The 12,816-nt window shown below is 71.5% G+C and carries 14 protein-coding genes; 11 read left to right on the forward strand and 3 right to left on the reverse strand.

Features of this window, described 5'->3' with window-relative positions; genetic code table 11:
* Positions 1–2: 2 nt before the first annotated feature.
* A complete protein-coding gene (locus tag OG389_RS26860) occupies positions 3–1,160 on the forward strand; it encodes a D-alanine--D-alanine ligase family protein (protein ID WP_328301006.1) in 1,158 nt (385 codons plus the stop codon).
* A gap of 126 nt (positions 1,161–1,286) precedes the next feature.
* Here OG389_RS26860 and OG389_RS26865 read toward each other — a convergent pair whose 3' ends face one another.
* Both OG389_RS26865 and OG389_RS26870 read right to left on the reverse strand, forming a co-directional pair.
* Positions 1,287–1,778, reverse strand: a complete 492-nt coding sequence (locus tag OG389_RS26865; protein ID WP_328304131.1) for a DUF3515 domain-containing protein — start codon at positions 1,776–1,778, stop codon at positions 1,287–1,289.
* 23 nt (positions 1,779–1,801) lie between these two features.
* The gene (locus OG389_RS26870) at positions 1,802–2,035 is read right to left on the reverse strand and encodes an Lrp/AsnC family transcriptional regulator (protein WP_328301007.1); all 234 of its coding nucleotides are present in this window, start codon (positions 2,033–2,035) and stop codon (positions 1,802–1,804) included.
* 245 nt (positions 2,036–2,280) lie between these two features.
* Here OG389_RS26870 and OG389_RS26875 point away from each other — a divergent pair, with 245 nt between their 5' ends.
* Together OG389_RS26875 and thiD are read left to right on the forward strand one after the other, a co-directional pair.
* Positions 2,281–3,264: a thiamine-phosphate kinase gene (locus tag OG389_RS26875; RefSeq protein WP_328301008.1), complete on the forward strand. Its 984-nt coding sequence runs from the start codon at positions 2,281–2,283 to the stop codon at positions 3,262–3,264.
* Positions 3,261–4,097, forward strand: coding sequence for a bifunctional hydroxymethylpyrimidine kinase/phosphomethylpyrimidine kinase (gene thiD / locus OG389_RS26880; protein WP_328301009.1), 837 nt, complete (start codon positions 3,261–3,263; stop codon positions 4,095–4,097). Before OG389_RS26875 ends, thiD begins: the two co-directional genes overlap by 4 nt.
* 152 nt (positions 4,098–4,249) lie before the next feature.
* Here the strand turns inward: thiD and rpmB are convergent, their stop codons facing one another.
* Positions 4,250–4,435: a 50S ribosomal protein L28 gene (gene rpmB / locus OG389_RS26885; protein WP_073911113.1), complete on the reverse strand. Its 186-nt coding sequence runs from the start codon at positions 4,433–4,435 to the stop codon at positions 4,250–4,252.
* A gap of 243 nt (positions 4,436–4,678) precedes the next feature.
* On the opposite strand from rpmB, the gene OG389_RS26890 reads away from it, so the two are divergent.
* The 8 genes from OG389_RS26890 to rnc all read left to right on the forward strand — a co-directional run bounded on the left by OG389_RS26890 (position 4,679) and on the right by rnc (position 12,760).
* The gene (locus OG389_RS26890; protein ID WP_328301010.1) at positions 4,679–6,331 is read left to right on the forward strand and encodes a DAK2 domain-containing protein; all 1,653 of its coding nucleotides are present in this window, start codon (positions 4,679–4,681) and stop codon (positions 6,329–6,331) included.
* A 26-nt stretch (positions 6,332–6,357) separates the two neighbouring features.
* Entirely contained in the window at positions 6,358–8,592 is a 2,235-nt protein-coding gene (gene recG, locus OG389_RS26895; protein ID WP_328301011.1) for an ATP-dependent DNA helicase RecG, read from the forward strand.
* Between the two features lie 62 nt (positions 8,593–8,654).
* The gene (gene rsmD, locus OG389_RS26900; protein WP_328301012.1) at positions 8,655–9,233 is read left to right on the forward strand and encodes a 16S rRNA (guanine(966)-N(2))-methyltransferase RsmD; all 579 of its coding nucleotides are present in this window, start codon (positions 8,655–8,657) and stop codon (positions 9,231–9,233) included.
* A 29-nt stretch (positions 9,234–9,262) separates the two neighbouring features.
* On the forward strand, positions 9,263–9,742 hold the full coding sequence (gene coaD / locus OG389_RS26905) for a pantetheine-phosphate adenylyltransferase (protein ID WP_328301013.1): 480 nt from the start codon (positions 9,263–9,265) through the stop codon (positions 9,740–9,742).
* 127 nt (positions 9,743–9,869) lie between these two features.
* Positions 9,870–10,949, forward strand: coding sequence for a cell division initiation protein (locus OG389_RS26910; RefSeq protein ID WP_328301014.1), 1,080 nt, complete (start codon positions 9,870–9,872; stop codon positions 10,947–10,949).
* A gap of 152 nt (positions 10,950–11,101) precedes the next feature.
* A complete protein-coding gene (locus tag OG389_RS26915; protein ID WP_328304133.1) occupies positions 11,102–11,749 on the forward strand; it encodes a YceD family protein in 648 nt (215 codons plus the stop codon).
* A 2-nt stretch (positions 11,750–11,751) separates the two neighbouring features.
* Positions 11,752–11,925: a 50S ribosomal protein L32 gene (gene rpmF / locus OG389_RS26920; RefSeq protein ID WP_003965982.1), complete on the forward strand. Its 174-nt coding sequence runs from the start codon at positions 11,752–11,754 to the stop codon at positions 11,923–11,925.
* Between the two features lie 19 nt (positions 11,926–11,944).
* Positions 11,945–12,760: a ribonuclease III gene (rnc, locus tag OG389_RS26925; RefSeq protein ID WP_328301015.1), complete on the forward strand. Its 816-nt coding sequence runs from the start codon at positions 11,945–11,947 to the stop codon at positions 12,758–12,760.
* Positions 12,761–12,816: the final 56 nt, after the last annotated feature.

Here is a 12,816-nt window from a genome sequence, read left to right on the forward strand (position 1 = left end):
ATATGAGCAGCGAGAACCTCCCCCAGACCCCTGAGCAGCAGGGCCGCAAGCCCCGCGTGGCCGTCGTGTTCGGCGGCCGCAGCTCGGAACACGCCATCTCGGTCGTCACCGCGGGCGCCGTCCTGCGCTCCATCGACCGCTCCAAGTACGAGGTGCTGCCCATCGGCATCACCACGGACGGCCGGTGGGCGCTGACCTCCGACGAGCCCGCCCGGATGGCGATCTCCGACGGCAAGCTCCCCGACGTCGGGCAGCTCGCCGAGTCCGAGGACGGCGCCGTCGTGCTCTCCGTCGACCCGGCCAGCCGCGAGGTCGTCTACACCGAGCCGGGCGCCGTCCCCAAGGCCCTGGGCGAAGTGGACGTGGTCTTCCCCGTCCTGCACGGCCCGTACGGCGAGGACGGCACCCTCCAGGGCCTCCTGGAGCTCTCCGGCATCCCGTACGTCGGCTCGGGCGTCCTCGCCTCGGCCGTCGGCCAGGACAAGGACTACATGAAGCGGGTCTTCACGTCCTTCGGGCTGCGCGTCGGCCCGTACGTGACCATCCGCCCCCGCGAGTGGGAGAACGACCGCGAGGGCGCCCTCGCCCGCATCGCGGACTTCGCCGGCGAGCACGGCTGGCCGCTGTTCATCAAGCCCGCCCGAGCCGGATCCTCGATCGGCATCACCAAGGTCGACGCCCCCTCCGGGCTGGACGCCGCGATCCGCGAGGCCCGCCGCCACGACCCGAAGATCATCGTGGAGGCGCTGCTGCGCGGCCGCGAGATCGAGTGCGGGGTCCTGGAGTTCGAGGACGGGCCGCGCGCGAGCGTGCCGGCCGAGATCCCGCCGGTCTCCAGCCACGACTTCTACGACTTCGAGGCGAAGTACATCGACTCGGCCTCCGGACTCGTGCCCGCCCCGCTCACCCCGGAGCAGACCGCCGAAGTCCAGAAGCTCGCGATCGAGGCCTTCGACGCCGCGTCCTGCGAGGGTCTGGTGCGCGCCGACTTCTTCCTCACCGAGGACGGCACCTTCGTCATCAACGAGATCAACACGATGCCGGGCTTCACGCCGATCTCCATGTACCCGCGCATGTGGCAGGAGTCGGGCATCGAATACCCGGAGCTGGTGGACCGCCTGATCCAGGCCGCCCTGCGCCGCTCCACCGGGCTGCGCTAGCACCCGGGCGCGAAGCCCCGTACGCGACGAGGCCCGCCCGCCGGTTCCCCGAAAGGGATGACCGGCGGGCGGGCCTCGTGAGCGCGGGGCACCGGCCGGCCGTCCCCTTCCGGGGAGCCGGCGGGGTCAGTACGAGGAGATGCCCTCCGGCACGGTCTTGGCGATCGCGTCGGACAGGCCCACCAGCATCCCCGCATCCGTGGCATGCTCCTTGTCGACCAGGACCTCCGTGTACGCCAGCCGCAGCCCGGTGGTGAACCGGACCCCGCCGTCGTCCAGCCGCTCCACGAGCCAGCCGACACCGTTCACCTCGATGCCGTCCTGCTCGGGATCCAGCATCTTCGCGGGCTTGCGGACACCGCACCGCAGTACGATCGCCGAGCCGCCCCACGCGGCGGTCAGGTCCGACTCCGGCAGAGCCGGGGACCGGTCCAACTCGGCCACCGTCCCGGGGAGCTCTTTGTGCAGCGCCGCACAGAGGCCCGCCACGTCGGCGGGCGGGTCGGAAGGCAGGTCCACCCGGGCCTCGGCACCACCCGGGGAACAGCCCGCGACGGCCGGGACGGCCAGCGCGGTCAGTGCGGCGAGCAGAGAGAAGGGCCGGCGGTGTCGTGACATCACCGGCCAAGAGTAGACGGGGGCTACAGATGGACCACCGGGCAGGTCAAGGTGCGGGTGATCCCGTCCACCTGCTGGACCTTGGCCACGACCATGCGGCCGAGATCGTCGACCGTGTCGGCCTGGGCGCGCACGATCACGTCGTACGGGCCCGTCACGTCCTCGGCCTGGATCACCCCCGGGATCTGCGAGATGGCATCGGCGACGAACGACGCCTTGCCCACCTCGGTCTGGATGAGGATGTACGCCTGTACCACGGAACCTCCAGGGCGGCCACGAGGATCATTTCCCCTACCCTTCGGGTGGGCCCGGGGATCACGGGTGGGCCCGGGGAAGAAGGGACGCCACGGTACCGCGTCGCCGAGTGCCGCGGGGAGACCCGCGGGCACGGCCGCGCGCACGGCGGGGCGTACGGAGAGCAGAAGTTGACGTATCTGTTGACGGTACCCAGAGCTGTGACGGCTCGCGACCGCAAGCGGACTGGGCAAGAAGGGGCACAGCGATGAAGGGCACTGTGGGCGAGCTGGGGGAGTTCGGGCTCATTCGGGAGCTCACCTCACGGCTCACCACCACCCCGGCGGTCCGGCTCGGGCCGGGCGACGACGCCGCGGTGGTGTCGGCCCCCGACCGGCGGGTCGTGGCGAGCACGGACATCCTGCTGGAGGGACGGCACTTCAGGCGCGACTGGTCCACCGCCTACGACGTCGGCCGCAAGGCCGCCGCGCAGAACCTCGCCGACATCGCCGCCATGGGCGCGGTGCCGACCGCACTCCTGCTCGGCCTCGTCGTACCCGCCGAGCTGCCGGTCACCTGGCCCACCGAGCTGATGGACGGCATCCGAGACGAGTGCCAGGTCGCCGGCGCGGCCGTGGTCGGCGGCGACGTGGTCCGCGGCGACATCATCACCGTCGCCATCACCGCCCTCGGCGACCTGCGCAACCACGAGCCCGTCCTGCGCTCCGGCGCCCAGCCCGGCGACGTCGTGGCCGTGACCGGCTGGCTCGGCTGGTCCGCGGCCGGATTCGCCGTGCTCTCGCGCGGGTTCCGCTCGCCGCGGGCCTTCGTGGAGGCCCACCGCAGGCCCGAACCGCCGTACCACGCGGGCCCCGCGGCCGCCGGACTCGGCGCCACCGCCATGACCGACGTGAGCGACGGCCTGATCGCGGACCTCGGGCACATCGCCGAGGCCAGCAAGGTACGGATCGACCTGCGCTCGGCGGCCGTCGACATCCCGACGCAGATGCACGACATCGGGCAGGCCGTCGGCGTGGACCCGCTCCAGTGGGTCCTCACCGGGGGAGAGGACCACGCCATCGTGGCCACCTTCCCGCCCGACGTGAAGCTCCCGGCCCGCTGGAAGGTCATCGGGGAGGTGCAGAACCGCTCCGCGCTGCCCCAGGTGACCGTCGACGGTGCCCCCTGGACCAGCACCGGCGGCTGGGACCACTTCGGCGGCGACGCGGCCGCGGAGGAAACGCCCCGATGAGCGGTTCTCCCCAGGGCCGAACGCACCCGCCGCTGTGCCTGACCGTCGCCGGATCCGATTCCGGCGGCGGCGCGGGCATCCAGGCCGACCTCAAGACCATGCTGGCGCTCGGGGTCCACGGGATGAGCGTGGTGACCGCTGTGACCGCGCAGAACTCCCTGGGCGTCAACGGCGTCTGGGAACTGCCCGCGGAGGCCGTCAAGGGCCAGTACAGGGCCGTGGTGGACGACATCGGCGTCCAGGCGGTGAAGACGGGAATGCTGTCCTCAGCCGAACTCGTGGAAACCGTCGCCGAACTCCTGGCCGCGACCCCGGCCCCGGCCGTCGTGGACCCGGTCGGCGTCTCCAAGCACGGGGACGCGCTGCTCGCGGCCACGGCACTGGACGCCGTGCGGAGGGAACTCCTGCCCAGGGCCACCGTCGCCACGCCGAACCTGGACGAGGTCACCCAGCTCACCGGCGTCGTCGTGGAGAGCGAGGACGGTATGCGCCGGGCCGCCGACGCGGTCCTCGCGTACGGACCCGCGTGGGTGCTGATCAAGGGCGGCCACCTCGCCGCGCACGGGGACGAGGCCGTGGACCTGCTCACGGACGGCTCCGAGGAGCGCTGGCTGCGGGCCCCGCGCTACGACAACCGGCACACGCACGGCACGGGCTGCACGCTCGCCAGCGCCATCGCGGCGGGCCTGGCGAAGGGCAGGACCGTCCCGGAGGCCGTCGCAGGGGCCAAGGAGTACGTCACGGGTGCCATCGCGGCCGGGTTCGCGCTGGGCGCGGGCATCGGACCGGTGGACCACGCGTGGCAGTGGCCCCGGGACGCCCGGAACGCCTGAAGCACCCGGAACGCCTGCAGGGCCTGTTCCACCCCGTGGAGTCACGGAGTGGAACAGGCCCTGCAGGTTCGATCTGGTAAAGCAAGAGGCCGGTCCACCAGGTGGACCGGCCTTCTCAGCAACCGGAAAGGGCTGCGCTACGACGGGAGGCGTCAGCGCGAGACCTTGCCGGCCTTGATGCACGAGGTGCAGGCGTTGAGGCGCTTCGGCGTCCCATTGACCACGGCACGGACACGCTGGATGTTCGGGTTCCAGCGACGCGAGGTGCGGCGGTGCGAGTGGGAAATGCTGTTGCCGAAGCTCGGCCCCTTGGCGCAAACGTCGCAGTTGGCAGCCACAGGTCACTCCAAAGACTTCAGATGCACTTACAGTGAATCCCGGCGCACCGGTATCAGGGATCTGAAGTGGTTTGCCGGGGGGAATGGCCCGACTCTCATCGGGCAACCGGAGCAGCATACAACGACTGCCTCGGTCCAAGAAAACTACCATGACCGCGGCAGCCTCCGACCCGGGGTCCCGCCGGACCGGCAGTCCTTCGTTACCCTGCGGTGAACCCTGGCCCGCACAAGGAGGAACGCCCGGTGGCGCACGAGCCTCAGCCGCAGCCCCCCGACGAGCTCGACGCCGAAGCGGTGCGCACCTGGAGCTCGCTGGCCCTGGCCGCACTGGGCCGGGCCCGCGAGGACATCGACGCGATCAACGTCTATCCCGTCGCGGACGCGGACACCGGCACCAACCTCTACCTGACCGCCGAATCGGCCGACCGCGAGCTCGGCGACGCCCTCGCCGGAGTGACGGAAGGCACAGCCGGAGCCACCCTCCCCGAGGCCGTACGGGCCTTCGCGCACGGCGCCCTGATAGGCGCCCGGGGCAACTCCGGGACGATCCTCGCGCAGCTGCTGCGCGGAGTCGCCGACGTACTCGGCGACGAACCCGCCGGGCGCGATCCCGCCCGGCTGCTCGCCCAGGCGCTGGCCCGGGCCGCCGAGGAGGCGTACCGGGCCGTCGCGCACCCGGTGGAGGGCACCATGCTCACCGTCGCCACCGCCGCCGCCCGGGCCGCCGCCCTCGCCGAGGCCGCCGCCGGCACCGCCGCGGACGTGGCCCGGGCCGCCTACGACGGGGCCCGCGCGGCCCTCGCCGAAACCCCGGGGCAGCTGGCCGTGCTGGGGCGGGCCGGGGTGGTCGACGCCGGAGGCTGCGGACTCGTCGCCGTACTCGGGGCCCTGTGGCAGGCGCTGTCCGGGCAGGAGCCGGCCCCCGAGCCGGTACGCGGCCGGGCCGTGCCCGTACCGCGGCCGCCCGAGCCCTGCGCCGAGGAGCACGGCGGACCCGCGTACGAGGTGATCTACCTGCTGGAGGCCGCCGAGACGGAGGTCGGGGAGCTGCGCACGCGCCTCGACGCCCTCGGCGACTCCCTGGTCGTGGTCGGCGGGGACGGACTGTGGAACGTCCACGTCCACGTCGACGACCCCGGCGCGGCCGTGGAGGCGGCGGTGGTCGCCGGGCGGCCGTACCGGATCCGCATCACGCACTTCGGCGACGAGCGGCGCCGGGCCCGCGGCGAACGCGCCCGGCGGGCCGTCGTCGCCGTGGTCCAGGGCGAGGGGCTGGCCGGGCTGTGCGGAGACGCGGGAGCCACCACCGTGCTCGCACGCCCCGGGGAAGCACCGGCCGTCGCCGAACTGGTCGACGCCATCCGCGAGGCGCACGCCCGCGAGGTCGTCCTGCTCCCGAATGCCGCCGAACTGCGGGCGGCCGCCGCAGCCGCTGCCGAACAGGCCCGCGCCGAGGGCGTACGGGTCGCCGTGATCCCGACCCGCTCCGAGGTCCAGGGGCTGGCCGCGCTGGCCGTCCACGACGCGGACGCCACCTTCGACGAGGACGTGGTCGCCATGACCGCGGCCGCCGGAGCCACCCGCTACGGCGAACTCGCCGTCGCCGAACGGCAGTCCTTCACCTCGGCCGGCATCTGCCAGGCCGGTGACGTGCTCGGCCTCATCGACGGCGACGTGGTGGTCATCGGCGACGGCCTGGAGGAGACCGCCGAGGCCGTCCTGGCCCGGATGCTCGGCTCCGGCGGCGAACTGGTCACCCTGGTCCTGGGCCCCGAGGTGCCGGACGCGCTGGCCGAGCGCCTGGAGGCGTACGTCCAGAACGGACACCTGGCCGTCGACACCGTGACCTACCGCGGCGGACGCTGGTCGGCGCCGCTGCTCATCGGGGTGGAATAGCCGGGTTGTCGGCGCCATGGTGTGCAATGGAACACGTGCCCGCGCTCGACGAAGACCTCAAGAAGACCCTCGGCCCCGCCACCGCCAAGGTGCTGGCCGAGCAGCTCGGCCTGCACACGGCCCTGGACCTGCTCCACCACTACCCCCGGCGGTACGCGGAACGGGGCGAGCTGACCTCCCTGGACGACCTCGCCGACCAGATCGACGAACACGTCACGGTGGTCGCGCAGGTCGCCGACGCGCGGCTGCTGACGTACCAGGGCAGCCGGGGCGGCGGCAAACGCCTCGAAGTCACCATCACCGACGGCAACGGGCGCCTCCAGCTCGTCTTCTTCGGGTCGGGCGTGCACAAACCGCACAAGGAACTGCTGCCCGGAAGCCGCGCGATGTTCGCGGGCAAGGTCGGGATGTTCAACCACAAGCTCCAGCTCGCCCACCCCGCCTACGAGCCGCTCGGCGCGGACGCCTCCGACCGGGACGCGGCGACCGCCTTCGCCAACCAGCTCATCCCGATCTACCCGGCCTGCGCGAAGCTCGAGTCCTGGAAGATCGCCAAGTGCGTGGACGCGGTGCTCCCCACGGCGCAGGAGGTCGTGGACCCGCTGCCGGCCGCCCTGCGTGCGGACCGCGCACTGGTCCCGCTCACCGAGGCCCTGCTGAAGATCCACCGCCCGGCCACCAAGGCCGACATCGAGGACGCCCGCTCCCGCCTCAAGTGGGACGAGGCCTTCGTCCTCCAGGTCGCCCTGGCCCGCCGTCGGCACGCAGACTCCCAGCTCCCGGCCGTCCCCCGCCGCCCCACCCCCGGCGGCCTCCTCGAATCCTTCGACGCCAAGCTGCCCTTCACCCTCACCGAAGGCCAGCGGACGGTCTCCAAGGAGATCTTCGACGACCTCGCCACCGACCACCCCATGCACCGCCTCCTCCAGGGCGAGGTCGGCTCCGGCAAGACGCTCGTGGCGCTGCGGGCCATGCTCGCCGTCGTCGACTCGGGCGGCCAGGCCGCGATGCTCGCGCCCACCGAGGTGCTCGCGCAGCAGCACCACCGCTCCGTCACCGAGATGATGGGCGAACTCGCCGAGGGAGGCATGCTCGGCGGCTCCGACCGGGGCACCAAGGTCGTGCTGCTCACCGGATCGATGGGGATGCCCGCCCGGCGCCAGGCGCTGCTCGACCTGATCACCGGTGAGGCCGGGATCGTGATCGGTACGCACGCGCTGATCGAGGACAAGGTGCAGTTCCACGACCTCGGCCTGGTCGTCGTCGACGAACAGCACCGCTTCGGCGTGGAACAGCGCGACGCCCTGCGCTCCAAGGGCAAGCAACCCCCGCACCTGCTCGTCATGACCGCGACCCCGATCCCGCGCACGGTCGCCATGACCGTCTTCGGCGATCTGGAGACCTCCGTCCTGGACCAGCTGCCGGCCGGCCGCTCCCCGATCGCCACCCACGTGGTGCCGGCCAGGGACAAGCCGCACTTCCTGGCCCGGACCTGGGAGCGGATCCGCGAGGAGGTGGAGAACGGCCACCAGGCCTACGTGGTCTGCCCGCGCATCGGCGACGGGGAGGACGACCCGAAGAGCGGCAAGGGAGGCAAGGGGGCCAAGGACGCCAAGAAGAAGGCGGCCGAGGAGGACGGCGACCGACGGCCCCCGCTCGCGGTGCTGGAGATCGCCGAGCAGCTCACCCGCGGCCCCCTCGCGGGAATCTCCGTCGAGGTGCTGCACGGGCGGATGGACCCCGCCGACAAGGACGACGTCATGCGCCGCTTCACCGCGGGCGAGGTGAAGGTCCTGGTCGCCACCACCGTCATCGAGGTCGGCGTGAACGTCCCGAACTCCACCGTCATGGTGATCATGGACGCGGACCGCTTCGGCGTCTCCCAGCTCCACCAGCTGCGCGGCCGCGTCGGCCGCGGCTCCGCCCCGGGGCTCTGCCTGCTGGTCAGCGAGATGCACGAAGCCAGCCCCGCCCGCGCCCGGCTCGCGGCCGTCGCCGCCACCCTGGACGGGTTCGAGCTCTCCCGCATCGACCTGGAACAGCGCCGCGAGGGCGACGTGCTCGGCCAGGCCCAGTCCGGCGTCCGCTCCTCGCTGCGCATGCTCGCGGTCATCGAGGACGAGGAGGTCATCACCCAGGCCCGCGAGGAGGCCACTCGCGTGGTCGCCGCCGACCCCGAGCTGGCGGACCTGCCGGGCCTGCGGACCGCCCTGGAGGCCCTGCTCGACACCGAGCGCGAGCAGTACCTGGAGAAGGGCTGACGGGTACGACCTATCGTTGGAGCCCTGCACCATCCTCTGCTCGCCCCACCGAAGGACCCCAGATGACCCGCGTGATCGCCGGAAGCGCCGGCGGGCGACGCCTCGCCGTCCCGCCCGGCACCGGCACCCGCCCGACCTCGGACCGGATGCGCGAAGGCCTCTTCTCCACCTGGGAGTCGCTCCACGGGACCGAGGGGGCCCGCGTCCTCGACCTGTACGCCGGGTCCGGTGCCGTCGGCCTGGAGGCGCTCTCGCGCGGCGCGGACCACGCACTGCTGGTCGAGCCCGACGCCAAGGCCGCCAAGGCCATCCGGGACAACATCAAGTCGGTCGGCCTGCCCGGCGCCGAATTCCGGGCGGGCAGGGCCGAGCAGATCGCGGCGCTCCCCGCGCACGGGGACCCGTACGACATGGTCTTCCTGGACCCGCCGTACGAGGTGGAGCACGGCGAACTGTGCGAGATCCTCCTCACACTCCGGTCCAATGGCTGGCTCAGCGACGACGCGCTCGTCACCGTGGAGCGCAGGACGAGGAGCGGCGCCTTCCCGTGGCCCGTGGGCTTCGAGCCGCTCCGGTCCAGGAAGTACGGCGAGGGCACCCTTTGGTACGGTCGCGCCGCCTCCACCAGCGAAGAGTCATGAAGCCCGCACCCGGGAGCGAGGGAATGCACGTGCGCCGCGCAGTCTGTCCGGGGTCCTTCGACCCCATCACCAACGGACACCTCGACATCATCGGCCGGGCCTCCCGGCTCTACGACGTGGTCCACGTCGCCGTGATGATCAACCAGTCCAAGCAGGGACTCTTCACCGTCGAGGAGCGGATCGAGCTGATCCGCGAGGCGACCGCCGGCTACGGCAACATCGAGGTCGAGTCCTTCCACGGGCTCCTCGTCGACTTCTGCAAGCAGCGCGAGATCCCGGCCATCGTCAAGGGCCTGCGCGCCGTCAGCGACTTCGACTACGAGCTCCAGATGGCCCAGATGAACATGGGGCTGTCGGGCGTCGAGACGCTGTTCGTCCCCACCAACCCCACCTACAGCTTCCTGTCCTCCTCCCTGGTCAAGGAAGTCGCGGCCTGGGGCGGCGACGTCGCCCACCTGCTGCCCGCACATGTGCACGCCGCACTGCTGGAGCGCCTGGCCAACCGCTGACCCCCGGGCGCCCGGTGCCCCGACGCCTCTGACGTGCTGTCAGTCGGTGTCGTCCCCCGGCCCGGTGGCCTTACAGTCGTCCCGTTCGTCTCGGGAACCGCCCGGGGCCGAGAGAGTGCGAGCACACATGGACGTGCAGAAGAAGCTCGACGAGATCGTCGCGGCCGTCGGCAGCGCCCGGTCCATGCCCATGTCGGCCTCGTGCGTGATCAACCGTGCCGAGCTGCTCGCCCTGCTCGAAGAGGTGCGCGGGGCCCTGCCGGGCTCGCTCGCGCAGGCCCAGGAGCTCATCGGCGGCCGGGAACAGATGGTCGAGGAGGCCCGCCGGGAGGCGGACCGGATCATCGAGTCGGCACACGCCCAGCGCGGTTCGCTGATCTCCGACACCGAGGTCGCCCGGCGCTCCCAGGACGAGGCGGACCGGATCCTGGCCGATGCCCGCCGGGAGGCGGAGGAGGTCAAGGCCGAGGCCGACGACTACGTCGACAGCAAGCTGGCGAACTTCGAGGTCGTGCTCACCAAGACCATCGGCTCGGTGGACCGGGGCCGCGAGAAGCTGCTGGGCCGGGGTCCGGGACTGGACGACCAGGGCTACCCGGACGCCGAGGCGCCCGAGCGCAGCCACGACCCGGAGACGCAGCGGCAGCAGGCGGACGCCTACGTGGACAGCAAGCTGGCGACCTTCGAGGCGGTGCTCTCCAAGACCCTGGAGGCCGTCGGCCGGGGCCGGCAGAAGCTCCTCGGCCGCGTGGCCACCGACGACCTCGGCGCGCACATGGCCGCCCAGGACGCGGCGGGGCTCCAGCAGTCCCGCTCGACGAGCGACGCCGACTTCCTGGCCGGGCTGGCCGAGCCGCAGGCTCCGGTGGCGCCCCAGGCCCCGCTGATCCCCGCGCAGTCGCAGCCCGAGCCGGCGTACGACGCGTACTCCTACCAGCAGCCCGGCCAGCAGGACGGCTATGGGTACCAGGACCCGTACTCCGGTACGAGCACCGGTTCCACCGGAGCGGCTTACGCCGGGCACTATGCCGACCAGCAGCCGGATCCGTACGCGGTCTCCTACGACCAGCAGCCCGACCCGTACGGCGGTTACCAGCAGCCGCAGCAGGGCACGCAGGAGCAGCAGGCGGCGCTCGACGAGACCAGCTTCTTCGACACGAGCATGATCAACCTGGACCAGCTGCGCCAGTACGAGCAGGGCCGCTGACCCCCGCTCCGCACCTGGATTGGGCGCAGGGCGAAGCGGCGGGTATCCTGGCTCTTCGGTCGCGCGTATGCACCGCGATCCATGCTGCCCTTGAGTGGCGGAAATCTTGATCTTCAGCAGTCTCCAGTGATTTTGTGAAAGCAGGAACGGCCCTGAATACCCGCCTCGACCACCACAACCCCCTCGTGTTCGACACGCACGAGCTGGGTCGGCGTCCTGGTGCCATGCTGCGGCTGTCCCGTGAGATCGCGGCCCCGGGGGACCTCGGTCTCGCCGGAGTCATCGGAGTGCCGGAAGGCAGCCGGCTGAACCTCAAGCTCCGTCTGGAGTCGGTCATGGAAGGGGTGCTTGTCACAGGCACCGCCCGTGGCTCGGCCTCCGGGGAATGCGTAAGGTGTCTGGAGGCCGTCGAGCGTGAGCTCAAGGCGGACTTCCAGGAGATGTTCTCGTACCCTGACGCCGACGACCGGATCCGCTCCAAGTCGGAGCCGGCCGACGACGCCGAGGACGACGAGGACACGCTCTTCCTCGAGGACGGCTTGTTCGACCTCGAACCCGTGCTGCGCGACGTGGTAGTGCTCGCACTGCCGCTGCAGCCGGTGTGCCGGGAGGACTGTCTCGGACTGTGCCCCGATTGCGGGCTCAGCCTGAACGACGACCCGGACCACCACCATGACGCCGTCGACATCCGTTGGGCGGCACTGCAGGGACTCGTCACCGATCAGGGCGTCGAGAAGGACAATATGAGCGGCACTGCCTCCGACGGAGTCCAGAGCGCCGCCGAGAAGCAGGAGAAGTAGCCGTGGCTGTTCCGAAGCGGAAGATGTCGCGCAGCAACACGCGCCACCGCCGGTCGCAGTGGAAGGCTGCGGTCCCCACCCTGGTTTCGTGTGAGCGTTGCCAGGAGCCGAAGCTCCAGCACATTGCGTGCCCGAGCTGCGGCACCTACAACAAGCGCCAGGTCCTCGAGGTCTGAGCGGCTGGTGAGAGGCGCAATGTCTGAGCTGTCCAACGCTGAGAAGCAGGCAGACAGTAACAACGCGGCCTCGTCCCACGTGCTTCTGGAAGGGCGGCTCGGGTATCGACTCGAGACCGCCCTTCTGGTGCGTGCGCTGACCCACCGCTCGTACGCGTACGAGAACGGCGGTCTGCCCACCAACGAACGGCTGGAGTTCCTCGGGGACTCCGTGCTGGGCCTGGTGGTCACGGACACGCTGTACACGACCCACCCCGACCTGCCGGAAGGCCAACTGGCCAAACTGCGGGCCGCGGTAGTCAACTCGCGTGCACTTGCGGAGGTCAGCCGCGGCCTCGAACTCGGTCTCTTCATCCGGCTTGGCCGGGGCGAAGAGGGCACGGGTGGCCGGGACAAGGCGTCCATCCTCGCCGACACCCTTGAAGCGGTGATCGGCGCGGTCTACCTCGATCAGGGCCTCGACGCGGCCTCGGAGCTGGTTCACCGGCTCTTCGACCCGCTCATCGAGAAGTCCTCGAACCTCGGTGCCGGCCTGGACTGGAAGACCAGTCTCCAGGAACTCACGGCGGCCGAAGGCCTTGGTGTACCGGAATACCTGGTCACCGAGTCCGGTCCGGACCACGAGAAGACCTTCACCGCCGCCGCGCGCGTCGGTGGGATCTCCTACGGCAGCGGCATCGGACGTAGCAAGAAGGAAGCGGAACAGCAGGCGGCAGAATCCGCGTGGCGCGGTATCAGTACCGTGGCGGACGAGCGGACCGCGGCGCAGGCCGCTCCCGTTCCGGCCGAGGATGGCGGGGCGCCGACGCCCGCCGACCCGACGCCGGACGCCTGACGGTTCCTTCCGGATTTTCCCCGCCCGCCCCCGCACCGCGAGGGCGGGCGGACCCG

The organism is Streptomyces sp. NBC_00435 (genome assembly GCF_036014235.1).
Lineage (GTDB): Bacteria > Actinomycetota > Actinomycetes > Streptomycetales > Streptomycetaceae > Streptomyces.

What these genes read in the sequence shown, in the direction of transcription:
- OG389_RS26865 (WP_328304131.1), bottom strand. Translation starts at nt 1,778, where the DNA reads ATGTCACGACACCGCCGGCCCTTCTCTCTGCTCGCCGCACTGACCGCG.
- OG389_RS26860 (WP_328301006.1), top strand. Translation starts at nt 3, where the DNA reads ATGAGCAGCGAGAACCTCCCCCAGACCCCTGAGCAGCAGGGCCGCAAG.
- OG389_RS26910 (WP_328301014.1), top strand. Translation starts at nt 9,870, where the DNA reads ATGGACGTGCAGAAGAAGCTCGACGAGATCGTCGCGGCCGTCGGCAGC.
- rsmD (WP_328301012.1), top strand. Translation starts at nt 8,655, where the DNA reads ATGACCCGCGTGATCGCCGGAAGCGCCGGCGGGCGACGCCTCGCCGTC.
- thiD (WP_328301009.1), top strand. Translation starts at nt 3,261, where the DNA reads ATGAGCGGTTCTCCCCAGGGCCGAACGCACCCGCCGCTGTGCCTGACC.
- recG (WP_328301011.1), top strand. Translation starts at nt 6,358, where the DNA reads ATGGAACACGTGCCCGCGCTCGACGAAGACCTCAAGAAGACCCTCGGC.
- OG389_RS26875 (WP_328301008.1), top strand. Translation starts at nt 2,281, where the DNA reads ATGAAGGGCACTGTGGGCGAGCTGGGGGAGTTCGGGCTCATTCGGGAG.
- rnc (WP_328301015.1), top strand. Translation starts at nt 11,945, where the DNA reads ATGTCTGAGCTGTCCAACGCTGAGAAGCAGGCAGACAGTAACAACGCG.